This is a genomic window from Hymenobacter endophyticus, from assembly GCF_032464715.1.
Classification (GTDB): Bacteria; Bacteroidota; Bacteroidia; order Cytophagales; family Hymenobacteraceae; genus Hymenobacter; species Hymenobacter endophyticus.
In genome coordinates, this window is the sequence record NZ_JAWDJT010000009.1 from 1 (window position 1) to 21,181 (window position 21,181).

Consider the following 21,181-nt stretch of genomic DNA (forward strand, 5'->3'; position numbering starts at 1 on the left):
CACATCGCCTATTACAACGCCGAGCGACGGCATTCGGCACTCGGCTATCAATCGCCCAACCACTTCGAAACCCAACTCCAAACAACGTCCCAACTCTGTCCGGCTTAGCTAGACCACCTCAGTTTCCTTCCGTGTCTACGTTAATCCACTGCCCATATCCTGTTGAGTCGGGAGGGGTAAGCGGCAGGCCATACAGGTAGCTTTTGCCACTACAATGCTCCACAGAATCCTGAAAATTGTCGGAGCCGATATGCACCCACCCGCGCGGCAGTAGCACCTGCTGGGCAGCGGCCGGGCCGCCTTCAAAAAACCCAACCAACTCCGAAAAGCTGACTTGCTGTGCCACAGCAGAAAAATGGGTCAACAGCAGAAAAATGGGTTAACAGCACTATAATCAGCACCAGCACTCTACACCGGGTAGTATACCTCATCAAAAAACAGATACTAGCCGCCGCGAAGAGTGGGCAGCGGCGCCATTCACATCGGGCAAGGCAAAAAACAAAACCCAGACAAGCTCCCTAGCGTCCGAAGTCATCCTGAACCCGCACAATATCGTCCTCGTCGGAGGGCTGGGTGGCGTCAGTGTGCTGCCAGATTTCGGCAATCTGCCCCCAGCCGTCAAGGCCGATGAGGCGGTGCCGCTCCCCTTGCTGCAGCGTGATTTGCTCACCGGGGCCGTAGGTTTTCAGGGGGCCTTCCTCGTCGGTGGGGCTGGTGATGACGCCGACCGTGCCACTCACCACGCGCCAGATTTCGGCGCGGCGGTGGTGGTACTGCCAGCTCAGGCGCTGGTGCGGGGCCACCAGCAGAATTTTAGGGCTAAGCCGGCCCGAAATCCGGAGGCTATCCACGGCCAGGCCCTCGAAATAAGTGTCGGCAAACTGCTGGGCCTGCTCTTCGTCCAGCACAAAAAAACCGCCCCAGGGCCGGGCCTCATCCCTGCGCTCAATGCGAAAACCCTGCTGCTGCAGGCGCTGCTCAGTTTGCGAGAACAAGGCTGATTTGGAGGGATCAACGAGCATGAAAGCGGTGGATGGAGGTGGATGGTCAGCGAAAACGCACCCCAACAATTTGGCCGCAGCTGCCCGGGGTTACGGCTGGCAAAGTAGTAATTCATCTGGTTGCGGCAGTATTTTTTGGGTACAAATATGTGACCAAAGGATATCTAAGCGGGGTTGGATAGCGTAGTGTTTGTATTCATTCATCTACCTTCTGAACTCATGAAAAAAGTAGCCGCTGGGGTTCACCAGCTCACCATTCAGCGCTTTGTGAATGTATATTTTGTGGAAACCGGCACGGCCGGCGAGTGGGTACTGATAGATACTGGCCTGCCCGGCTCTGAGCAGAGCATTATTGCCGCCGCCGACAAGCTATTCTATCCTGGCACCCACCCCGAAGCTATTATTCTGACCCACGGCCACATGGACCACTCCGGCTCGGTGCAGGCGCTGGCTGAGCACTGGAAGGTGCCGGTGCTGGCTCACCCGCTGGAGTTGCCATTCCTTACGGCCCGCGCCGTGTACCCGCCCGCGGATGCCACGGTGGCCGGAGGTGGCTCGTTGGCTTTTATGGCCCGCTTCTTTCCGCCCCAGTCCTTTCAGCTCAGCGAATTCGTGCAGCAGCTGCCAGCCAATGACACGGACGTACCCTTCCTGCCCGACTGGCAGTGGCTGCACGTACCGGGCCACGCCCCCGGCCAGGTTGCTTTATTCCGGGAGAAGGACCGCACCTTGCTGGCCGGCGACGCCTTTGCCACTGCCAACCACGAATCGGTGCCGGAATTGCTGCTGCAACTACCTAAAATCAGCATTGCCGGTGCTCCGTTCAATTATAACTGGCAGCAGGTAGGCGAGTCCATCAAGCAGCTGGCGGCGTTGCGCCCCGAGGCCATTGGCTGCGGCCACGGCCCGGCAGTTGCCGGGCAGAAATTCACTGAGCAGCTTCAAACCCTGGCTGACGAGTTTAAAGTGCCGGCTCACGGCCGCTACGTAGCCACTCCGGCCCGCACCGACGAAAACGGCGTGGCTTACCTGCCACCGGCTCCGCACGACCCCATTCGGGCTAAGTTTGCCATAGCAGCGGCGGGACTAGGTGCATTGGCCGGCGCCGCACTGCTCATTAAACGCTACCAGAAACATAAGCAAAACGAGTACCCCCGTCCTCAATCGGCTGAGCCTAAGCGCCAGCGCACTGAGGAAGTAGTACGTTAAGCGGCATACGCTCAAATAAAAGGCCGCCTCCATAGCTACGGAGGCGGCCTTTTCTTGCGCCCACAAACGGTATGTTACTCCGCCGGATCGGCAGGGGGAGCAGCAGTTTCGGCGGGTTGGCGCACGGCTATGCTGCCATTCACGGTACTTACCTTGAGCTGGGCGCCGCCTTTGCCCAAAGTAGCTGCCAGGTTGTGTGGCAGCACGCTCTTGCGCTTGGTATTAAGCTCAGCCGACACCTTACCCCGGGTGGTACGAGCCAGCAGCGTACCGGCGTATACGGCCGGCAACTGCCACTCCACGCTGCCGTTTACCGTAGCGGCTTCAAGCCCCGGCCCCAACCAGCCGGGGCCGGCCAGGGCTATGCTCACCGGGCCGTTGGTAGTCTGGGCCCGAACGTTGCCGTTGACGTTGCGCAGCGTGAGGCCGCCGTTGGTAGTTTCCAGCCGAATATTGCCGCTGACGCCTTCCACACTCAGGCTACCATTCACAGCTTTCAGCACCACATCGGTTTGGGCGGGCACTAGTACTTCGTAATCCACGCTCCACCCATCCAGCACCTCGTTGGCCCGGGCAGCCCGCAGCAGGTTGTTTTGGGTGGCTACCTGCACGGCTGCGGCCAGGGCTTTGGCGGCCTCGGGCGTAGCCGCGCGGCCAACCACGAGGGCCCGCACCTGCACCGTGCTGCCGGCCCAGGCCCGTACGCTAATTCCCCCATTTACTCGGGCATCAATGGTGAGGGCAGTACCGGCTGGCGGGGCGGGCAGGGTTAGGTCGCGGGTTTCGCAGTACTGCTTTTGCAGTGCGTTGGCCGCTACCGGACTGGTGCAGGCAAGGGTGAACGGAATGGTGGGGGCGGCTTGTACGTTTTTTTTCTGAGCCAGGGCAGCCCCGGCGTTCAGTAGCAGACACAAGCCGAGTAGTACGTATTTCATATGGGGAAACTTGTAGCGCGCAAAAACAGAACTAGCTTTCCAGCCCGGCCGCTACGCCTGTAAGGTAGGCAGCTACAATGGTGGCCGCCAGCCGGGCCGTCTGGTTGTCCCGGTCGTACAGGGGGTTGAATTCTACTACTTCGAATAGCAAGACATCGGGCTCTTTGCCAGCCAGAAAGGCCGCCTGCACCGCCTGGCGGGGCGTAAAGCCGTCGGCGCTGGGGGCGCTTACTGCCGGGGCGTAGGCTTCGGCGCAGCCATCCACATCAAAGCTCACAAAGGCCGGCCCTTCGGCGGTGGCGTGGCGCAGGGCCCGGCGCATGTACTCAGGCATGCCATCCTGCTGCACCTGGGCCAGCGGCACAATGCGGGCCTGCTGCTGGTGCAGAAAGTCGATATCCTCCCAGGTGTTCAGGTTGGAGTGCAGCCCTATTTCGGTGAAGCGCGGCCCGGCCAGCACTTCCTCGCGCAGCAGCTTGCCGAAGGGCGTGCCGCTGCTGATAAGCCCCGGCCGGTCCTTTACATCGGCGTGGGCATCCAGGTTGATGCCCCCCACGGCCTGCCCCCCGGTAGCATCGCGCAGGCCGCGCACGGTGCTGTAGGTACCATCGTGGGAGCCGCCCAGCACCACCACGCGCGGGTACTGATTGAGTAGCCGGGCCAGCTCACTCCGGATGGTTTGATGGTTAGCCGCGTGGTCGGGGTGGCGCAAATCTAGGTTGCCGGCATCGGCTATGCGCAGGCCATCAAGGCGCACATTGTGCTCCAGATTATACGTTTTGTGGTAGCGGCGCAGCTCCCGCCGAATGGCATCGGGGGCGCCGGCGGCCCCGGCCCGGCCGCCTTCCAGCACCGTTCCGAAATCAAGCGGCAACCCTACCAGGCACACATCTGCCTCGGGCAATTCGGTAGCGGAACGAATTAAATCACGAATAAAAGTGGGCATGCACCAAATGTAGCGGGAAATACTCAGGGCAGCAGGGGTTTATCTGTGCGTTTCTTTCTCAGTTCCGTACCAAGTAGAGCGCCTGGCAAACTGAACAATATTCAGAAATCAGTATTTTCACGCAGCCGTCCTGCAGAGTTCGTGTTTCTTTGCTATGCTACTCGATACCCCCACCCTCACTATTGAGTACAGCCCCGGCAGCCAGCTGCTGCGGGTGCACTGGATTGGCCACCACACCACCCAATCCGTTTACCATGACTGCCTGAAGATGCTGGGCTACGTCCAGCAAACCCGTTGTACCAAAATTCTCAATGACAGCAGCGAGGCATTTGGCGAATGGCTGGACCTGGCCGAATGGATTGGCAAGGAGTTCATTCCGCAGCTGGCCGACTCTGGGGTTCTGGCCCTGGCCTGGGTGAATGCCATGGACTGGCCCTCCCGCCATGCCGTGGCCCGCTCAGTGCAGCACGCCCGCGGCCTGCTCATCCATACCTTCGATTTTGATGAGCGGGAAGCGGCGGCGCTCTGGCTTGATAACCTGGCCCGCTAAGGAAGGTGGGGGCGGCGGTGTATCTTTCCGGATGAAATTGTCTGTTTTCTCGTTGCTGCTGGCCCTACTGCCTATGGTGGCACTGGCTCAGCGCCCCCGGGCGGTGGCTCCTAGTAGGTCATTTTTTGCCACGTACACGTACCTCACCTACTCCATTCTGGATAAAGGCACCAGCCCTACGCCCCTGCCAGCCCAAGGCGTGGGCGGCACCCTGCTGCTGCGGCCCGATGGCTCCTATCAAAAGCGCCTCACCCTGGCCGGCAACGGTACCACCCTGCGCTTCGACCAGGATGGCCGCTTCACCTTCTCGGGTGACCGTATCAGCTTCGTTTATCCTGACCGCAACGGCTACTCCCGCACCGATGAGGGTACTTTCCGGCTCCGCAACGGCCTGCTGACCATCACGCTCCATGGGTTTCCGGCCGGCAATCAGAGCATATACACGTTGCGGCGGCAATAAGCTGGGGACATAGGACGCCGGCGGAGCCGGGCCGGGCTGGCGTTGCGCCCGGCCGGGGTTTCTGCTAACTTGCGGCCCCTTTCGGCCCTACCCTGCCGCCGGGGCCACTCACAAATTTACCACTTCACCAATTCACTGATAGATGGGACGCGCGTTTGAATTCCGCAAAGGCCGCAAAATGAAGCGCTGGGACCGGATGTCCAAAGACTTTACCCGCATCGGCCGGGAAATTGTAATGGCCGTGAAGGAATCGGGTGCCAACCCCGATACCAACTCCCGCCTGCGCACGGCCATGCAGAACGCCAAGGGCGTGAACATGCCCAAGGACCGGGTAGAAGCTGCCATTAAGCGCGCCAGCAGCAAGGAGGAGAAGGACTATACTGAGGTGGTGTACGAGGGCTACGCACCCCACGGCGTAGCCGTGGTTATTGAAACCGCCACCGACAACCCCACCCGCACCGTGGCCAACGTGCGCATGTACTTCAACCGGGGCAACGGCGCCCTGGGCACTGCCGGCTCCTCTGACTATACCTTCACCCGCAAGGGCGTGTTTAAGCTGGCCGCCGAAGGCCTGGACCTGGACGAGCTGGAGCTGGAGCTGATTGATGCCGGCGCCGAGGACGTGTACGCCGACCAGGAAGAGGACGAGCACGGCGTCGTGAAGGAGTACATTGTGGTAGAAACGGCCTTCACCGACTTCGGGCAGATGCAGAAAGCCCTGGATGAAAAGGGCTTGAACGTAGTATCGGCGCAGCTGCAGCGCGTGCCCAACACCACCGTGCACCTGGAAGGCGAGCAGCTGGAAGAGGTAATGAACCTGATTGAGAAGTTCGAGGATGACGACGACGTGCAGGCAGTGTACCACACGCTGGGCTAAGCCCCGGCGGCAGGGAGCTAGGTAGCTTGCACGGCTTTGTTCCCCGGCCATAATACCTTACAGAAGCGGGCCGCTCCGGTTGGGGCGGCCCGCTTCTGTTGTAGCCCGGCCTTTGTCAGTGCTGCCCGCCCGGCCCTTATTAGGCCGCTGCCAGCACTGACAAAGGCCGGGCGGGTCAGCGGCTTGGCAGGCTTAGTAGGTGGTTGCCGAAATAATGGTAGGTTTAGCTTCTCGGCTAACGTAGCCGCGGCTACCGTCACTCACCCCTTCTATGGCCCGTCTGTACTCCCCCCGGCTGTTTATGTGCGCTTGCTTGCTGGCCGCCGGTTTCAGTAGTGCTTCCTGCTCCCAGCAGCAGCAACGCCCCGATGCGGCAGCGGGTGCTTCCTTGCCTGCTACCTACTTCGCCAGCGACACAACCCGGGTGAAGGACGGCGGCGTGCAGCTGGTTCCCATCAGTACGCCCAAGGGCAAGTTCAACGTCTGGACCAAGCGTTTCGGGAATAACCCGCGCATCAGGTTGCTGCTGCTGAATGGCGGCCCCGGAGCCACGCACGAGTATTTTGAGTGCATGGAAAGCTTTCTGCCCCAGGAGGGCATTGAATTCATTTACTACGACCAGCTGGGCTGCGGCAACTCCGATAACCCCAAGGATACGGCCATGTGGAGCCTGCCGCGCTACGTGGAGGAAGTAGAGCAGGTGCGCCAGGCCCTGAAGCTGGACAAGGACAATTTTTACCTGCTGGGCCACAGCTGGGGCGGTATTCTGGCCGCCGAATACGCCCTGAAGTACCAGCAGCACATGAAGGGGCTTATCATCAGCAACATGATGATGAGCGTGCCCGCCTACGGCCGCTACGCCGATGAAGTGCTGGCCAAGCAGATGAAGCCCGAAGTGCTGCGCGAAATCCGGGAGATTGAGGCGCGCCAGGACTTCCAGAATCCGCGCTACATGGAGCTACTGCTGCCCAACTTCTACACCGAGCACATCCTGCGCCTGCCCCTGGCTAAGTGGCCGGAACCCGTGAACCGCTCCTTCGCCAAAATGAACCAGTCACTGTACGTGACTATGCAGGGGCCCAGCGAGTTTGGCGTATCGGGCAAGCTACTGCACTGGGACCGAACCGCCGATTTGCCCAAGCTTTCCGTACCAGTACTAAGCATTGGCGGCAAGCACGATACCATGGACCCCGAGCACATGCGCATGGTGGCCCACAAGGTGCAGCACGGCACCGCCCTTATTTGCCCCAATGGCAGCCACATGAGCTTCTACGATGACCAGCAAACCTACATGCGCGGGTTGATCAAGTTTATGCAGGGCGTAGACCAGGGCCAGCAACAGGTTGCCCTTTAGTATTCTTACCCTATATCCTCACCTGATAACCTGCCCGTATGCCACAAACTGCCCCCTTTAGCCTCCTGTACGTTTTAGCCGCCGACGACCAGCTGATGTTCGAGCTGAAACGCCTGGACGTGGAGAGCGACGAGCCCGCCAAGAAGTACTTCTGGTTCCACTTCAACTACCACAACAACCAGCTCACACCCCTCACCTTTTCCAGTATGGAAGAAGGCGAAACCCAACGCCGCGCCTTTGCCGAGGGGTTGCTTGAATTTGACACCGCGCAGGGCACCTACACCCCGCAGGCGGCGACCGAGCCGGTAAAGCTGCGCGTGCCCCCAGCGCCCCAACTGCCCCTGCGGGCGGAGGCCGCCGTGCGCGACTATTTTGGCTGGCAGTAGCGGCCGGGTTCCATAGCCCCGGGTTCTGCCGTATCTTTGCAGGCTGCCGGCCCCTTACGCGGGCGGCAGCCTGTTTTTTTACCCGCCTGCCAGCCAGGCCCCAAGCACCACGCACTCCGCTTATGGCAACCCGACTCAATAAATACATCAGTGAAAGTGGCATCTGCTCCCGCCGAGAAGCCGACCGCCACATCGAGCAGGGCAACGTGTTCGTGAATGGCAAGCGGGCCGGCATCGGCGACCAGGTGACCCGCAAGGACCGGGTGGTGGTGAATGGCAACCTCATTGAGCCCCGGGCCGAGGAAGACGCCGTGTACATTGCCTACAACAAGCCCCCCGGCATCATTGCCACCACCGATACCAGCATCAAGGACAACATTGTGCGGGCCATCAAGCACTCGGTGCGCATCTTCCCCATCGGCCGCCTGGATAAGGAGTCGCAGGGCCTGATTCTGCTGACCAGCAACGGCGACATCGTCAATAAAATTCTGCGCGCCGGCAACCAGCACGAGAAGGAGTACATTGTGATGGTGGACAAGCCCATCAACGAGCAGTTTATTGAGGCCATGGGCAATGGCGTGCCCCTGGGCGGGGTAATGACCAAGTCCTGCAAGGTATCCAAAGAAACGCCCTACATCTTCCGCATTACGCTGGTGCAGGGCCTCAACCGCCAGATCCGGCGCATGTGCGAGTACTTCGGCTACGAGGTGGTGCAGCTGGAGCGCATCCGGGTAATGAACATCAACGTGAAGGGCCTGGGCGTGGGCGAGTGGCGGGAGCTGCGAGAAAAGGAGTTGAAGGTGCTGTTTGAAATGATTAAAGATTCCAGCGGCACCGATGACGGCTCCGGTTCGCGCCGCCGCAAGCGCCCCTCCACCGCCGCCTTCTGGACCGACCGCCCCGCCCGCCAGGGTGCTCCCAAAGCTGCCGAAACCGGCCCCGACCAGAACCGCCCCGCCGGGGCCTGGGTTGAAAAGCCTACCCGCAAGAAAGTAGCTGCCGCCCGCGCCGGGAAGGCCGCCAAAGCAGCACCGGCCGCGCCGGAAACTCCGCAGTGGCCCACCGGCCCCGGCCGCGACGCCGGCGCCATGATCCGACCCGACGGACCGGGTTTCGGCAAGGCCAGCCGCCCGACCGGCTCCCGTTCGCGCGGCACCGGCCCCAGCAAAGCCCCGGCCGCAGCGCCCAAAGGCAACAAAACCAGCACCCGGGGCTCCCGTGGAGCCAGTCGCCCCGGCAAGCGCTAAAACGGCTGACGGCCGAGCCTCACGGTTTGGGTACGTGTGTTATTTCCTGGTTCATACAGCTGCGGGCTGCTTCAGAAGAGGCAGCCCGCAGCTATTTTAGACCTCTTGAAATGTCTGACCTGGAAATACAATATCTGAAAGTACCGGGTCTTTAATCTGATCAAAAACAGCTTTGATGGCACTGAAACAGTGTAATCAGTTAGTTTAGGGGCAGGTAATCGGGGGCTTGGTTTCTTTAAAGGTCCGCTTACCAAAAGTCTGAACCGTGAAAATGGTGGTGTGCGGAGTAGCATCGGTTGTCTGCTATGTTTGAGCCGCCGGATCAGGAAAGTATCCGGGTTACTTTCTTCACCACCGTACTCTTCTGCGCTATGAACACCGCCAAGCCCTCCAACGCCTTTATTGCCGCCTCCTGGTTTGCCCTGCTGGCCGGCATGGCCGCTTTCGTCATCGGCCTCTGGAACGCCCAGATGGCGCTCAACGAGAAAGGCTACTACTTCACGGTACTGATGTACGGGCTGTTTTCGGGTATTTCCCTGCAAAAATCGGTGCGCGACCAGCTGGAAGGCATTCCCGTAACCGGAATCTACTACGGGCTAAGCTGGTTTTCCACCATTCTGGCTATTGCCCTGCTTACGGTGGGCCTCTGGAATGCTACGCTGCTGCTGAGCGAGAAAGGCTTCTATGCCATGGCCTTCCTGCTGAGTCTGTTCGGGGCCGTGGCGGTGCAGAAAAACACCCGCGACGCCAAAACGACAACCGCTCCGGAGCCGGAAACATCGTTTCATAATTAGCCCGCCGTTTCCGGTTCGGCGGGCACAGCCCGTCGGGCCGGTTGAAGTCAGCTGACATGCGCACGAGGACGTAACAACCGCGGCAACCGGCCCGACGAGCTGCACCCGCCGAACCGGTATACGATTCATGAAACCCCTGTAAAACAACTTGTTATGAGTCTGACCCCGAAACAACAGATGCTGGCCGGCGAGCTGTACCAGGCCAACGACCCGGAGCTGGTAGCCGAGCGGCTGCGCGCCAAGCAGCTCTGCCACCGCTACAATCAGGAGCCTGTTCACCTGAGCCGGCAGGTATTAACCGAGCTGCTAGGGTATGAAACCGACGCCCACATCGAAGCCCCGTTTCGCTGTGACTATGGCTATAACATCCGGCTGGGCCGGAATTTCTACGCCAATTACAACTTCACGGTCCTCGACTGCGCCCCGGTCACTATCGGCGACAACGTGTTTGTGGCCCCCAACGTGGTGTTGAGCACGGCCGGCCATCCGGTAGAGGTGGAGCCTCGCATAACGGGCTGGGAGTTTGCCCGGCCCATCACCATCGGGGACAATGTGTGGCTGGGCGCCGGCGTGCTGGTAATGCCCGGGGTGACTATTGGCGCGGGCACGACCATCGGGGCCGGCAGCGTGGTCACGCGCGATATTCCGGCCGGCGTGGTGGCCGTGGGCAACCCCTGCCGCGTGATTCGGACGGTGTGAAAAGGGCATCAGAATCTGCAATACCAGTTCTGACTGACGCAATTACCGCCCTGTATGTCCGGTTTTCTGCTCATCGGCTGCGTCAGCCGCCGGATGCCTGCCCTTGTTGCATCAGTGCCGAAGAAAACCGGGTGCTGTTCACCGTGCCGCTGGCCGACCTGAACGAGGAACAGCTGCGGCGCTATGCTTTTAAGGCAATAACGACCTGGGGAAATGCGGCCGACTTTCGGTATTTCTTTCCCCGGCTGCTGGAATTGCTGCTGTGTCCGGACTCAGAGTTGGAGAAGGGTGCTTTTCTCGACAAGATGCTGTATGCCGGCTGGGATGGTTGGCCCGACGCGGAAAAAGCCGCTGTTCGGCAAGTTCTGCGGGCCTGGTGGGCGCAGCATATTCAGCACGAATGTTTTTTTGAGGAGGAGCTGATAGGCTGGCTGATTCGCCTGACCGGCTCAATAGAACCCTTACTACAAGCGTGGCAGCCGGCCGAAACCGATTGGGCCCTTGAAAACTTGGTTCGTACCGTTCCACGGCTTCCTGATTTGGAAAAGCACATTTGTGTGCTCACTCCCGATACCGCAGCGCACTGTATTCTTACGTTGCGTCGGTGGCTGAGCCAACAGGCTTCGGTACTGGAAGCTCGCTTCTTTCAGCAAGAGCCAACCAATGAGGAATTTACCCAGGCAATTTCTCTGGCTCACACGCTGGTCACCGGCCTCTTGGCGGATGGAACTACGCACTGACCCATCTACAAATCCGCTTCTCGTGTATCTTGCGGCCCGCTGGCAGCTTCGGCTCCGGCGGGCCGCCCCGTTTGGTCCCGCTCCGAAACGACCAGCATCCACCGAAACACCCTCCCCGCCCCATGACCCTCCGTACCGACTGGACCCTCGACGAAGTACACGCCATCTATAACCAGCCCGTGTTGGAGTTGGTAACTCAGGCCGCCGCCATCCACGCCGAAACTCAGGCCACCGGCGAAGTGCAGGTGTGCACCCTGCTGAGCGTGAAAACCGGCGGCTGCCCCGAGGACTGCGCCTACTGCCCCCAGGCCGCCCGCTACCACACCGGCGTGCAGGCCCACAAGCTGCTGCCCGACGCCGAAGTACTGGCCTCAGCTCAGCGCGCCAAAGACTCCGGCTCGACCCGCTTCTGCATGGGTGCCGCCTGGCGCGAAATCCGGGACAACCGGGACTTTGACCGCGTGCTGGGCATGGTGGAGCAGGTGAACGGCCTGGGCCTGGAAGTATGCTGCACCCTCGGCATGCTCAACGAGTACCAGGCCGAGCGCCTCAAGCAGGCCGGCCTCTACGCCTACAACCACAACCTCGACACCAGCCGCGAGAAATACGACGACATCATCACCACCCGCACCTACGACGACCGGCTGAACACGCTGGAGCACGTGCGTAAAGCCGGCATTTCGGTGTGCTCGGGCGGCATTATCGGCCTGGGCGAAACCGACGAGGACCGCATTGCCATGCTGCACACGCTGGCCACCTTGCCCGCCCACCCCGAAAGCGTGCCGGTAAACGCCTTGGTGCCCGTGGCCGGTACGCCTTTGGCCGAGCAGCCCCGCGTGAGCGTGTGGGAAATGCTGCGCATGATTGCCACGGCCCGCATCCTGATGCCCCACACGATGGTGCGCCTTTCGGCCGGCCGCCAGGAAATGCCCGTGACGGAGCAGGCCCTGTGCTTCCTGGCCGGTGCCAACTCCATCTTCTCCGGCGAGAAGCTGCTGACCACCCCCAACCCCGATTTCGACGCCGACAAGCAGATGTTTGCCCTGCTCGGCCTCAAGCCCCGCAAGTCGTTCAAGGATGTGCCGGAGGGTGCTACTGTACTGGGCCGCACGGCGACGGTAGAAGCATAATCCGCGCCTTTTCACTGATTTAGAACCGCTCTTCATGGACATTGCCTTCGACCTGAACCTGGACCACGCCTTCGCCGAAACCTTCCGCCAGCAACACGAGTCCCGCGAGGCGCACGAGCTGATTTCCGAGCTGGAAGACAAAATCGGGGCCGCTATCAGCCTCATCATGCAGCGGCACGACGTGCTGCCCGGCATCGGCGACCGGGTGGAAGTGGATTCGGAGTGGATGGTGGTTAATGCCCGCACCTTCGGGCAGAGTGGCAACGTCTGGCTGTCGGTAAAGCGCTTCGAGGTGTAGCCCGCTCCAACTTACTGCATAACGTGTCATCCTGGGCTCAGCGCGCGGGATGACACTGTTTTTTCCGGCTTTCTCATGTCCTCCCCCCTCCACCAGCGGCTGGCCGTCGAGTTGACCCGGCGCGAGGCTGCCGGCACCCGCCGCCGCCTGCCCGCCCCGCCCGCCCCCGGCCTCGTCGATTTCAGCTCCAACGACTACCTGGGGCTGAGCCGGCACCCGCGGGTGCTGACCGCCGTGCAGGCCGCCGCCCAGCTGCCCGCCGGCAGCACCGGCTCCCGCCTGCTCACCGGCAACTCCGCCGCTGCCGAGGCGCTGGAAACTTACCTGGCTGGTTTCCACCACGCCGAAGCCGCGCTGCTGTTCAACTCCGGCTACGCGGCCAACCTGGGCTTCTTCGCCGCCGTACCCCGGCGCGGCGACACGATTCTCTACGACGACGCCTCCCACGCCTCCGTCAAGGACGGTATCCGGGGCTCCTTCGCCACCGCCTGGAGCTTCCGCCACAACGATGTGGCCGACCTGCGTCGCAAGCTGGCCCGCGCCACCGGCAGCGTGTTCGTGGCCGTGGAGGCGCTGTATTCGATGGATGGCGACATGGCCCCGCTGCCGGAGTTGGCGCAGTTATGCCGGGCCAAAGGGCTATACCTAATAGTAGATGAGGCCCACACCAACGGCCTCTACGGTCCTCGGGGCGAAGGACTGGTAGCCGAGCTGGGGCTGGCAGACGCCGTGTTTGCCCGCATCCTCACCTTCGGCAAGGCTCTAGGCAGCCAGGGCGCCGCCGTGGCCGGCCCCGCCGTGCTGCGCGACTATCTGCTCAGTTTCAGCCGACCCTTCATCTACACCACTGCCCTGCCCCCACTTACCGTGGCGGCCCTCACCGCTGCCTACGCGTTACTCCCCGACCTCGGCCCCGAGCGCGCCCGACTCTTCACCCTGTCCGACTACCTGAAGACTACGCTCAACACCGTGCCCGGTCTGCGTGTACCGCCGGCCAGCCACGTCATTCACCCGGTATTTTTCACTACCAGTCCCGGCCCCACCCACGTCCGGGCCGTAGCCGCCGCCGCCCAGGCCGCCGGCTTCGACGTCCGCGCCATCGTCTCGCCCACGGTACCGGCCGGCACGGAGCGGCTACGCCTCATTGTGCACAGCTACAACACTGAGGCGGAAATAGACGGGCTGGCGCGGGTGCTGACCCCAGGCGCGGCACAGGACTAACCCGGCGGGCTCCGGTCCGGCGGGCGCAGCCCGTCGGGCCGGTTGAAGTCAGCTGACACCCGAACGACAACGCCACAACGGCCGGCAACCGCCCAACTCAACCTCAGCACGCAATAACCGGCCCGACGAGCTTTGCCCGCCGGACCGGGCCACGGTTTCTCCACTCTTCCCTACCTCTACGCCCCCTCTTGGAACGACTCTTCATCACCGGCATTGGCACCGACGTGGGCAAAACGCTCGTGTCGGCTATTCTTACCGAAGCCCTGCAGGCCGACTACTGGAAGCCCGTGCAGGCCGGCCTCACCCCCACCACCGACGCGGCCACCGTGCGCGGCCTCGTGCAGAACCCCGTCAGTCATTTCTGGCCCGAACGGCACCGGTTGCAGTTGCCGGCCTCGCCCCACGCCGCCGCCGCCGCCGAAGGCCTCACCCTGCGCCCCGAGGATTTCGAGCTACCCGCCACTCACAACCATTTGCTGGTAGAAGGCGCGGGTGGGCTGCTGGTGCCCCTTGCTCCCGGCTTCCTTCTGGCCGATCTGGCCCAGCGGTTTGCGCTGGACGTGGTAGTGGTATCACGTAACTATCTGGGTAGCATCAACCACACCCTACTCACGCTGGAAGCCTTGCAGGCCCGCGGCCTGCGCGTGCGCGGCCTCATCTTCAATGGGGAGCCCACGCCCGCCACCGAGGAGTTTATTGCCGAGCATACCGGCGTCCCGCTGATGCCCCGCATCCTGCCGGAGCCCGAGGTGACGCCCACCATGGTCAGCCGCTACGCCGCCGAGTTCCGGACGTGGTTTGGGCTGTGAAATAGACAGCTGACGGTGTAGAGACGCAACATTTTGCGTCTCGTCGTTGCTGTTCCCTCTGTCATCCTGAGTGTAGCGAAGGACCTTATCCCGCTCGAACATCTTACGCTGAGGTGATAAGGTCCTTCGCTACGCTCAGGATGACAGGGAAAACAGCAACACCAAACCACCCTGCCTCAAACCACCGCCACCGCGGGCGGTTGTAGCTTTGCCGCGGCCGTTACCTTCGGCCCCACCCGCAATGCCCCACTCCACCTCCCTTGCCCAGCGCGACCACGCCGTGTTGTGGCACCCCTACACCCAGATGCAGACCGCCCCGCTGCCCATCCCCATAGTGCGGGGTGAGGGCAGCTGGCTGATTGCCGAAGATGGTACCCGCTACCTCGATGCCATTGCCTCCTGGTGGGTGAACCTGCATGGCCACAGCCACCCCGCCATTGCTGCCCGCGTGAGCGAGCAGCTGCGCACCCTGGAGCACGTGCTGTTTGCCGGTTTCACTCACCCCGCCGCCGTGGAGCTGGCCGAGCAGCTGCTGGCCCTGCTGCCCGCCAACCAGGCCCGCGTGTTCTACTCCGATAACGGCTCCACGGCCGTGGAAGTGGCCCTGAAAATGGTGCTGCAATACTTCCATAACCAGGGCCAGCCCGAGCGCCGCACGTTCATCTGCTTTCAGAACTCCTACCATGGTGACACCTTCGGGGCCATGGCCGTGAGTGCCCGCGGGGCCTTCACCGAGCCCTTCTGGCCCCTGCTGTTTGATGTGGTATTCCTGGATGTACCAGTACCGGGCCAGGAAGCCGTAACCCTGGCCCAGCTCGACGCCCTGCTGCTGCGCCCCGATGTGGCTGGCTTCATCTTCGAGCCCCTGGTGCTGGGCACGGCCGGTATGGTGATGTACGAGCCCGGAATTCTGAGCGAGATGCTGCGCCGCTGCCATCAGGCCGGGGTGCTGGGCATTGCCGATGAGGTAATGACGGGCTTTGGCCGTACCGGGCCGCTATTTGCCTCCGAATTATTGACCGAGCAGCCCGACATTATGTGCTTCTCCAAGGGCCTCACCGGCGGCACCCTGGCCATGGGCCTCACCACCTGCGCCGCCCCCATCTACGAGGCCTTTCTCAGCCACGACAAGATGCGCGCCCTGTTCCACGGTCACTCCTACACGGCCAACCCCGTAGCCTGCGCCGCCGCGCTGGCCAGTCTGGAGCTCACGCGGGCGGAGGAATGCACCCAACAGCGCCAACGCATAGAGGCAGCCCACGCGGCCTTCCGCCAGGAAGTGGAAGGCCAGCCGGGCATCCGGGCGGTGCGGCACCGGGGCACCATCCTGGCCGTGGAGTATGACCCCGGCGAGGGCACCAGCTACTTCAGCCGCCTGCGCGACGCCTTTTACCAACTGGCCATCGACAGCCACGTGGTGCTGCGGCCTCTGGGCAACGTGGTATACCTGCTGCCCCCCTACTGCACCAGCAATGCGGAGCTGGAACTGCTGTACGCGGTACTGCGCCGGATGCGGGAACTGGTGCTCAATTTCGCTCCCGCCTCCACCCTGCCCGAGTACCTGCATGATTAGTCCAATTCCTGCCGACAAAGCGTTGGTCGTCATTCGGGGTCGGGGGCGGGTGTCGGCGCTGGGTTTCAACCCCATGCCCGTCGATGCTGCTGTTTCGCCTTTCACGACGCATGCAACCGGTGTACCCGTAGCTGCGGCGCCGCTCGTTACCGAAGCTGCTTTGGCAGAGTTGCGCCGTAGTACCCCTGCCTTCCGCCAACTCGACCGCACGGTGCTACTGGCTTTGCTGGCCGCCCGCCAAGCCGCAACTCACGCCGGTTGGCGGGCCCTGCACAACCAACCACTTATTCCTAACCAGCAACAATCTGCAGACAATCTAGCCGTAAGCATCGGCAGCAGCCGGGGCGCAACCGGCCGGCTGGAGGAATTTCACGCAGAATTTCTGGCCGAAGGGGCAGTTTCGGCCGTAGCCTCGCCCCTCACCACGCTGGGTAATGTGGCTAGTTGGGTGGCGTTTGATGCCGGTAGCACCGGGGGCACGGCACTCAGCCATTCCAGCACCTGTAGCAGCGCGTTCCAGGCACTAGGCAATGCCACAGCCTGGCTGCGGGCGGGTATGGCCACCCGGTTTCTGGCCGGCGGAGCGGAGGCCCCCCTCACTAGTTTCACCTTGGCCCAGATGCAGGCCATCGGCATCTATTCCCCACTGGCGGCGGCAGCCTGGCCCTGCCGGCCAGGTGCTGGCCGGCCCTCCACTTTTGTGCTAGGAGAAGGGGCCGCAGTGTTTGCGCTGGAAAAAGTAAGCCGGGCTGACTTGGCGACTGAACCGCCCACTCGCCCCGTATTTTTGCTGGAGGGCGTAGGCTTCGGCTTCGAGGCCATTGGTAGCAAAACCGGCCTTTCGCCCGAGGGCCAGCATTTTCAGCAGGCCATCCGGCAGGTGCTGGGCCAGGCCGGGGTGTCGCCGGCCGAGGTGGACGCCGTGGTGCTGCACAGCCCCGGCACCCCGGCCGGCGACGCGGCCGAGCGGGCCGCCCTGCACGCTGTATTTGGGGAGCACCTGCCGCCGCTGCTCTCTAATAAGTGGTTGCTTGGGCATACCCTGGGCGCTTCGGCCGCACTAAGCCTGGATTTTGCCCTGCACATACTTGAAACCCAGCAGTGGCCCGCCGTCCCATTTGCTACTGATTTGGCGGTGCCAACACTCCAGCCAATCCGGCGCATTCTGGTTAATGCGGCTGGTTTCGGCGGTAATGCGGCCAGCGCGCTGGTATCGGTACTTAACAAATAAATGAGGCTTCGGGGTAGATTTTACACACCAACTACCCCGGTATTCTACCTGCGCTTCGGCTAGCAGCTGGCAAGTTCAGCAACTTTTACTGGGCTTGGCTGCCTTCTGGCCGCAACGCCATGGCGCCAACCAACGTCTCTACCCACAACTCAACCAACCACCATGCGCCGTTCCGCTACTCTACTACTTGCCCTGGGTGTTGCCGCCCCTGTTTTCGCCCAAACCAACCCTGCTACCACCCCCGATCCGCTCATCACCAAAATGGTGCAGGACGTATCGGAGCAGCGGCTGCGGGATGATATTGATAAGCTCGTGAGCTTCGGCACCCGCCACACTCTCAGCGACACCAAGAGCAAGAAACGCGGCATTGGGGCGGCCCGCAACTGGGTGGAAGACGAGTTCCGCAAGTACAGTAAAGCCAGCGGTGGCCGCCTCAAAGTCGAGCAGGATACGTTTACCATCAAGCCCGATGGCCGCCGCATCAACCGGCCGGTGCTGATGGCCAACGTTATGGCCACCCTACCCGGCACCGACCCCACCGACAAGCGCGTGTTTATCGTGAGCGGCCACATTGATTCGCGGGTGACCGACGTGATGAACGCCACGGCCGACGCGCCCGGAGCCAACGACGACGGCTCGGGGACGGTGGCGGTAATGGAGTTGGCGCGGGTAATGAGCCAGCAGAAATTTCCGGCCACCATCATTTTTGTGGCCGTGCAGGGCGAAGAGCAAGGCCTTTACGGCTCCACCCACTTGGCCAAACGTGCCAAAAAGGAAGGGTGGCAGCTGGTAGCCATGCTCAACAACGACATTATGGGCAACTCTTCGGGCCACGACCCCGAAATTAAGGACGACAAGCGCCTGCGCGTATTTAGTGAGGGCGTGCCCGCCACCGAAACCGCCGACGAAGCCCGGGTGCGCCGCACATTGAGCAGTGAAAACGACTCGCCCAGCCGTAACCTGGCCCGCTACACCCGCCTGGCCTGCCAGCAGTACGTGCCCGGCCACGAGGTGGTGCTGGAGTACCGCCCCGACCGTTTCCTGCGCGGCGGCGACCATACGCCCTTCAACCAGCAGGGCTTTACGGCGGTGCGCTTCTCGGAGATGAACGAGGACTTCCGCCACCAGCACCAGGACTTGCGCACCGAAAGCGGTACCGAGTACGGCGACTACGCCAAGTTTATGGACTTCCCCTACCTGCGCAAGAACACCGGGGTAAACCTGGCTACGCTGGCCGCCCTGGCCTTGGCTCCGGCCGCTCCCGAAAACGTGGGCGTGCTCACGGCCAACCTCACCAACCGTACCGAGCTGAAGTGGGAAGCGCCGAAAGCCGGTGAGAAGCCAGCCGGCTACTACGTGCTCATGCGCGAAACCAGCGCCCCGGAGTGGCAGCAGAAGTTCTTCGTGACGGATACCAAAGCCGACTTACCCCACAGCAAGGACAACTTCATCTTCGGGGTAGTTTCGGTGGATGCCGAGGGCCACGAGAGCCTGCCCGTTATTCCGAAACCAGTGCGGTAGATTACGCTATTTTTATTCCTGTAAAAGCCCATTATGGAATTCATAATGGGCTTTTGCTTATATCTTACGGCTGTATGTGGCCCACTTTTATCCGTTACCGCCCCTGTCTTGGCTGTCTATTTTTCCTGCTGACGTACGCCCTATCCGCTGCCGCGCAGTGCGAACATTACCCTTGGGTAGCAGTGTGGCCAAATGAGCACACCACCACGATTCAGCCGCGCCAGCTTTTCCTGCTCTCGGCGGGAAGCTTCAGCAACGCCCGCTCCGGTTTCCGGCAGTTGGGCCGCCAGATTCCGCTCTACCTACGCTCCACCCACGACTCAGTCCCGCTACGGGTACTGGAGCGCCCTGTTAACCCCCAAAGCAGCGACATGCAGCTGCTGCTTCAGCCGGTTCGTCCGCTCCTGCCCGATACCCTATACTCCCTGCGCTACGCCATCTCCGATGACTCGTACCGTAACCTGTTTCGGATGCGACGCGCCCGCGCCGGCAGTAAGCAACTGGTTCCGGTGTACCGATGGCGCGTAGCGGCCACGCCCGATACGGAGGCTCCGCGCTGGACGGGCACGCCTGCCATGGTCCGCCGGGAGTACTCGGAGAATAGCGAGGGAATCAACAATTACGTGCTCTTCTCTGGCCCTGTCCAAGATGATTCCCCGGTGCTCGTGCGGGCCACCATTTGGAGCGCACGGTTAGCGGCCCCAGTAATTAGCTACCTCACGCTCTGGCAGAATCAGCTGGGTATTGGCTGGTTTACCTGCGGCGGCGACTTTACGTTTCAATGGAATGAAACCTGCACGGTTGCGTTTGAGGCCCTGGATGCGGCCGGCAACCGGAGCACTGCCACTGGCCGGCCTATAGCCTTCCGGGCACCTAGCAAACCGAAGGCAGAGCCTACCATTACAGAAGAGCCAGCAGCCCGGCCTGCTGCCCCGAAGAAGTAGCCGCTGCGTCCGGCCCTGGCTAGCCCGCTACGCCTATAGAATATCTATCCCCCGAGTGTATTCTGCTCCCTGTTGAGCTTCGCTTACTTAGTGGCACGCCCTTGCTTAACGAATACAAGGCTAGGTGCTCACGCTACCGGACCAACCTATCGGCTTTGTACCATACAGCAATTCCCTGCCTGAAAGCTTTGTTTAGTAGCACGCAGCAAGTCAACTTCTCGTTACCGACTGCTCTCAACAGAACCGCCCCATTTCGACCATTATACCCTTCCACAATGGGGTGGTGTGCAAATCAGTAGACAACTCCATCCTGCATTTTCAGAACTAAAATGGGGTTGAACACCACACCCGCACTAGTTGGCACGGCCTCTGTGCTTCCAGCTATACCTGTTTCACTTGTTGCGGCCTGAGGCCACTGTTACCATGACGACGCTGTACGTTTTGCTGGGGTTTGGATTGATTTTGCTGTTTATGGGCTTGTGCATTGCTCAGGAATATGAGCGGGCCATTGTGTTCCGGCTGGGCCGGTATGCGGGCCGGCGCGGGCCGGGGCTGTACTGGATTATCCCGTTTATTGAGCGCCGCACCACCGTAGATATCCGCACCAAAACCGTGGACCTGGAGCAGCAGGAAACCATTACCAAGGACTCGGTAACCATCAAGGTAAACGCGGTTCTCTGGTTTCGGGTAGTCAACCCCGAAGATGCCATTATCAAGGTAGCCAACTTCAACCAAGCGGTGTACCAACTCTCAGTTACGGCTCTACGCAACATCATTGGGCAGCACCAGTTAGATGAGGTACTCAAAGAACGCCAGCAAATCAACGCCACTTTGCAGCAGCTGGTTGATGCTGCCACCGAAACCTGGGGCGTAAAAATTGAGATGGTAGAAATTAAGGACGTGGAAATTCCCGAATCCATGCAGCGCGCTATGGCCCGGGAGGCGGAGGCTATTCGGGAGAAGCGGGCCCGCATCATCAAGGCCGAAGCCGAGTTGGAAGCCTCTCTGAAACTAACCCAGGGCGCCAAGCAAATGGAGGAAAGCCCCATGGCCCTGGAACTGCGCCGCATGCAGATGCTCTCCGAAATCGGCATCGACAACAATACCACCACCGTGGTGCTCATTCCCTCGGAGTTCACCAACCTGGCCCGGGGCTTCGCGCAAAACCAAGCGGCTACTGCGGTTTCGTAAGCTGGTGTAACGGCCTCCTTCACCTACAACAAGCACCGGTATGGCCTTGGGTTTTGCCGGTGTTT

24 protein-coding genes are annotated in these 21,181 nt (G+C 61.5%); 20 read left to right on the forward strand and 4 right to left on the reverse strand.

All coding sequences use genetic code 11. From position 1 onward, the window contains the following. Positions 1-3: 3 nt before the first annotated feature. Positions 4-108 (forward strand): hypothetical protein, encoded by a 105-nt coding sequence (locus ROI90_RS21185; protein ID WP_380230173.1) that lies wholly within the window; start codon positions 4-6, stop codon positions 106-108. Positions 109-118: 10 nt separating this feature from the next. Here the strand turns inward: ROI90_RS21185 and ROI90_RS13715 are convergent, their stop codons facing one another. Both ROI90_RS13715 and ROI90_RS13720 read right to left on the reverse strand, forming a co-directional pair. After that, positions 119-346: a hypothetical protein gene (locus ROI90_RS13715; RefSeq protein WP_315998920.1), complete on the reverse strand. Its 228-nt coding sequence runs from the start codon at positions 344-346 to the stop codon at positions 119-121. A gap of 172 nt (positions 347-518) precedes the next feature. Then, positions 519-1,022 (reverse strand): cupin domain-containing protein, encoded by a 504-nt coding sequence (locus tag ROI90_RS13720; protein WP_315998921.1) that lies wholly within the window; start codon positions 1,020-1,022, stop codon positions 519-521. Between the two features lie 198 nt (positions 1,023-1,220). Between ROI90_RS13720 and ROI90_RS13725 the strand changes: the two genes are divergently transcribed. Next, positions 1,221-2,210: an MBL fold metallo-hydrolase gene (locus ROI90_RS13725; RefSeq protein ID WP_315998922.1), complete on the forward strand. Its 990-nt coding sequence runs from the start codon at positions 1,221-1,223 to the stop codon at positions 2,208-2,210. A gap of 74 nt (positions 2,211-2,284) precedes the next feature. Here the strand turns inward: ROI90_RS13725 and ROI90_RS13730 are convergent, their stop codons facing one another. Further along, a complete protein-coding gene (locus ROI90_RS13730) occupies positions 2,285-3,145 on the reverse strand; it encodes a DUF4097 family beta strand repeat-containing protein (protein ID WP_315998923.1) in 861 nt (286 codons plus the stop codon). 31 nt (positions 3,146-3,176) lie between these two features. Beyond that, positions 3,177-4,091 carry an arginase family protein gene (locus ROI90_RS13735; RefSeq protein ID WP_315998924.1) on the reverse strand — a complete coding sequence of 305 codons (915 nt, stop codon included), beginning with the start codon at positions 4,089-4,091 and terminating at the stop codon, positions 3,177-3,179. 154 nt (positions 4,092-4,245) lie between these two features. On the opposite strand from ROI90_RS13735, the gene ROI90_RS13740 reads away from it, so the two are divergent. The 18 genes from ROI90_RS13740 to ROI90_RS13825 all read left to right on the forward strand — a co-directional run bounded on the left by ROI90_RS13740 (position 4,246) and on the right by ROI90_RS13825 (position 21,116). Beyond that, the gene (locus ROI90_RS13740; protein WP_315998925.1) at positions 4,246-4,641 is read left to right on the forward strand and encodes a hypothetical protein; all 396 of its coding nucleotides are present in this window, start codon (positions 4,246-4,248) and stop codon (positions 4,639-4,641) included. 31 nt (positions 4,642-4,672) lie between these two features. Beyond that, a complete protein-coding gene (locus ROI90_RS13745; RefSeq protein WP_315998926.1) occupies positions 4,673-5,101 on the forward strand; it encodes a hypothetical protein in 429 nt (142 codons plus the stop codon). A 142-nt stretch (positions 5,102-5,243) separates the two neighbouring features. Beyond that, positions 5,244-5,978: a YebC/PmpR family DNA-binding transcriptional regulator gene (locus ROI90_RS13750; protein WP_315998927.1), complete on the forward strand. Its 735-nt coding sequence runs from the start codon at positions 5,244-5,246 to the stop codon at positions 5,976-5,978. A 271-nt stretch (positions 5,979-6,249) separates the two neighbouring features. Then, positions 6,250-7,332, forward strand: a complete 1,083-nt coding sequence (locus tag ROI90_RS13755) for a proline iminopeptidase-family hydrolase (RefSeq protein ID WP_315998928.1) — start codon at positions 6,250-6,252, stop codon at positions 7,330-7,332. Positions 7,333-7,370: 38 nt separating this feature from the next. Beyond that, entirely contained in the window at positions 7,371-7,718 is a 348-nt protein-coding gene (locus tag ROI90_RS13760) for a hypothetical protein (RefSeq protein WP_315998929.1), read from the forward strand. Positions 7,719-7,840: 122 nt separating this feature from the next. Beyond that, positions 7,841-8,965 carry a 23S rRNA pseudouridine(2604) synthase RluF gene (gene rluF / locus ROI90_RS13765; RefSeq protein WP_315998930.1) on the forward strand — a complete coding sequence of 375 codons (1,125 nt, stop codon included), beginning with the start codon at positions 7,841-7,843 and terminating at the stop codon, positions 8,963-8,965. Between the two features lie 371 nt (positions 8,966-9,336). Further along, complete coding sequence (gene yiaA, locus ROI90_RS13770) at positions 9,337-9,759, forward strand: inner membrane protein YiaA (RefSeq protein ID WP_315998931.1); 423 nt, start codon at positions 9,337-9,339, stop codon at positions 9,757-9,759. A gap of 153 nt (positions 9,760-9,912) precedes the next feature. Beyond that, a complete protein-coding gene (locus ROI90_RS13775) occupies positions 9,913-10,458 on the forward strand; it encodes a sugar O-acetyltransferase (protein ID WP_315998932.1) in 546 nt (181 codons plus the stop codon). Further along, positions 10,455-11,198, forward strand: a complete 744-nt coding sequence (locus tag ROI90_RS13780) for a hypothetical protein (RefSeq protein WP_315998933.1) — start codon at positions 10,455-10,457, stop codon at positions 11,196-11,198. Before ROI90_RS13775 ends, ROI90_RS13780 begins: the two co-directional genes overlap by 4 nt. Positions 11,199-11,320: 122 nt before the next feature. Continuing rightward, the gene (bioB, locus tag ROI90_RS13785) at positions 11,321-12,328 is read left to right on the forward strand and encodes a biotin synthase BioB (RefSeq protein WP_315998934.1); all 1,008 of its coding nucleotides are present in this window, start codon (positions 11,321-11,323) and stop codon (positions 12,326-12,328) included. A 34-nt stretch (positions 12,329-12,362) separates the two neighbouring features. Beyond that, positions 12,363-12,626, forward strand: a complete 264-nt coding sequence (locus tag ROI90_RS13790; RefSeq protein ID WP_315998935.1) for a hypothetical protein — start codon at positions 12,363-12,365, stop codon at positions 12,624-12,626. Positions 12,627-12,701: 75 nt separating this feature from the next. Further along, entirely contained in the window at positions 12,702-13,847 is a 1,146-nt protein-coding gene (locus tag ROI90_RS13795) for an aminotransferase class I/II-fold pyridoxal phosphate-dependent enzyme (protein ID WP_315998936.1), read from the forward strand. Positions 13,848-14,035: 188 nt separating this feature from the next. Next, entirely contained in the window at positions 14,036-14,656 is a 621-nt protein-coding gene (gene bioD / locus ROI90_RS13800) for a dethiobiotin synthase (protein WP_315998937.1), read from the forward strand. Between the two features lie 241 nt (positions 14,657-14,897). Continuing rightward, on the forward strand, positions 14,898-16,229 hold the full coding sequence (bioA, locus tag ROI90_RS13805; RefSeq protein WP_315998938.1) for an adenosylmethionine--8-amino-7-oxononanoate transaminase: 1,332 nt from the start codon (positions 14,898-14,900) through the stop codon (positions 16,227-16,229). After that, positions 16,222-17,460, forward strand: a complete 1,239-nt coding sequence (locus ROI90_RS13810; protein ID WP_315998939.1) for a beta-ketoacyl synthase N-terminal-like domain-containing protein — start codon at positions 16,222-16,224, stop codon at positions 17,458-17,460. Before bioA ends, ROI90_RS13810 begins: the two co-directional genes overlap by 8 nt. Before the next feature lie 162 nt (positions 17,461-17,622). Next, positions 17,623-18,981, forward strand: coding sequence for a M20/M25/M40 family metallo-hydrolase (locus ROI90_RS13815; RefSeq protein ID WP_315998940.1), 1,359 nt, complete (start codon positions 17,623-17,625; stop codon positions 18,979-18,981). 74 nt (positions 18,982-19,055) lie between these two features. Beyond that, the gene (locus ROI90_RS13820) at positions 19,056-19,925 is read left to right on the forward strand and encodes a hypothetical protein (RefSeq protein WP_315998941.1); all 870 of its coding nucleotides are present in this window, start codon (positions 19,056-19,058) and stop codon (positions 19,923-19,925) included. 423 nt (positions 19,926-20,348) lie between these two features. Next, positions 20,349-21,116 carry a slipin family protein gene (locus ROI90_RS13825; RefSeq protein WP_315998942.1) on the forward strand — a complete coding sequence of 256 codons (768 nt, stop codon included), beginning with the start codon at positions 20,349-20,351 and terminating at the stop codon, positions 21,114-21,116. Positions 21,117-21,181: the final 65 nt, after the last annotated feature.

What these genes read in the sequence shown, in the direction of transcription:
- ROI90_RS13720 (WP_315998921.1), bottom strand. Translation starts at nt 1,022, where the DNA reads ATGCTCGTTGATCCCTCCAAATCAGCCTTGTTCTCGCAAACTGAGCAG.
- ROI90_RS13725 (WP_315998922.1), top strand. Translation starts at nt 1,221, where the DNA reads ATGAAAAAAGTAGCCGCTGGGGTTCACCAGCTCACCATTCAGCGCTTT.
- ROI90_RS13730 (WP_315998923.1), bottom strand. Translation starts at nt 3,145, where the DNA reads ATGAAATACGTACTACTCGGCTTGTGTCTGCTACTGAACGCCGGGGCT.
- ROI90_RS13735 (WP_315998924.1), bottom strand. Translation starts at nt 4,091, where the DNA reads ATGCCCACTTTTATTCGTGATTTAATTCGTTCCGCTACCGAATTGCCC.
- ROI90_RS13740 (WP_315998925.1), top strand. Translation starts at nt 4,246, where the DNA reads ATGCTACTCGATACCCCCACCCTCACTATTGAGTACAGCCCCGGCAGC.
- ROI90_RS13745 (WP_315998926.1), top strand. Translation starts at nt 4,673, where the DNA reads ATGAAATTGTCTGTTTTCTCGTTGCTGCTGGCCCTACTGCCTATGGTG.
- ROI90_RS13750 (WP_315998927.1), top strand. Translation starts at nt 5,244, where the DNA reads ATGGGACGCGCGTTTGAATTCCGCAAAGGCCGCAAAATGAAGCGCTGG.
- ROI90_RS13755 (WP_315998928.1), top strand. Translation starts at nt 6,250, where the DNA reads ATGGCCCGTCTGTACTCCCCCCGGCTGTTTATGTGCGCTTGCTTGCTG.
- ROI90_RS13760 (WP_315998929.1), top strand. Translation starts at nt 7,371, where the DNA reads ATGCCACAAACTGCCCCCTTTAGCCTCCTGTACGTTTTAGCCGCCGAC.
- rluF (WP_315998930.1), top strand. Translation starts at nt 7,841, where the DNA reads ATGGCAACCCGACTCAATAAATACATCAGTGAAAGTGGCATCTGCTCC.
- yiaA (WP_315998931.1), top strand. Translation starts at nt 9,337, where the DNA reads ATGAACACCGCCAAGCCCTCCAACGCCTTTATTGCCGCCTCCTGGTTT.
- ROI90_RS13775 (WP_315998932.1), top strand. Translation starts at nt 9,913, where the DNA reads ATGAGTCTGACCCCGAAACAACAGATGCTGGCCGGCGAGCTGTACCAG.
- bioB (WP_315998934.1), top strand. Translation starts at nt 11,321, where the DNA reads ATGACCCTCCGTACCGACTGGACCCTCGACGAAGTACACGCCATCTAT.
- ROI90_RS13790 (WP_315998935.1), top strand. Translation starts at nt 12,363, where the DNA reads ATGGACATTGCCTTCGACCTGAACCTGGACCACGCCTTCGCCGAAACC.
- ROI90_RS13795 (WP_315998936.1), top strand. Translation starts at nt 12,702, where the DNA reads ATGTCCTCCCCCCTCCACCAGCGGCTGGCCGTCGAGTTGACCCGGCGC.
- bioA (WP_315998938.1), top strand. Translation starts at nt 14,898, where the DNA reads ATGCCCCACTCCACCTCCCTTGCCCAGCGCGACCACGCCGTGTTGTGG.
- ROI90_RS13810 (WP_315998939.1), top strand. Translation starts at nt 16,222, where the DNA reads ATGATTAGTCCAATTCCTGCCGACAAAGCGTTGGTCGTCATTCGGGGT.
- ROI90_RS13815 (WP_315998940.1), top strand. Translation starts at nt 17,623, where the DNA reads ATGCGCCGTTCCGCTACTCTACTACTTGCCCTGGGTGTTGCCGCCCCT.
- ROI90_RS13820 (WP_315998941.1), top strand. Translation starts at nt 19,056, where the DNA reads ATGTGGCCCACTTTTATCCGTTACCGCCCCTGTCTTGGCTGTCTATTT.
- ROI90_RS13825 (WP_315998942.1), top strand. Translation starts at nt 20,349, where the DNA reads ATGACGACGCTGTACGTTTTGCTGGGGTTTGGATTGATTTTGCTGTTT.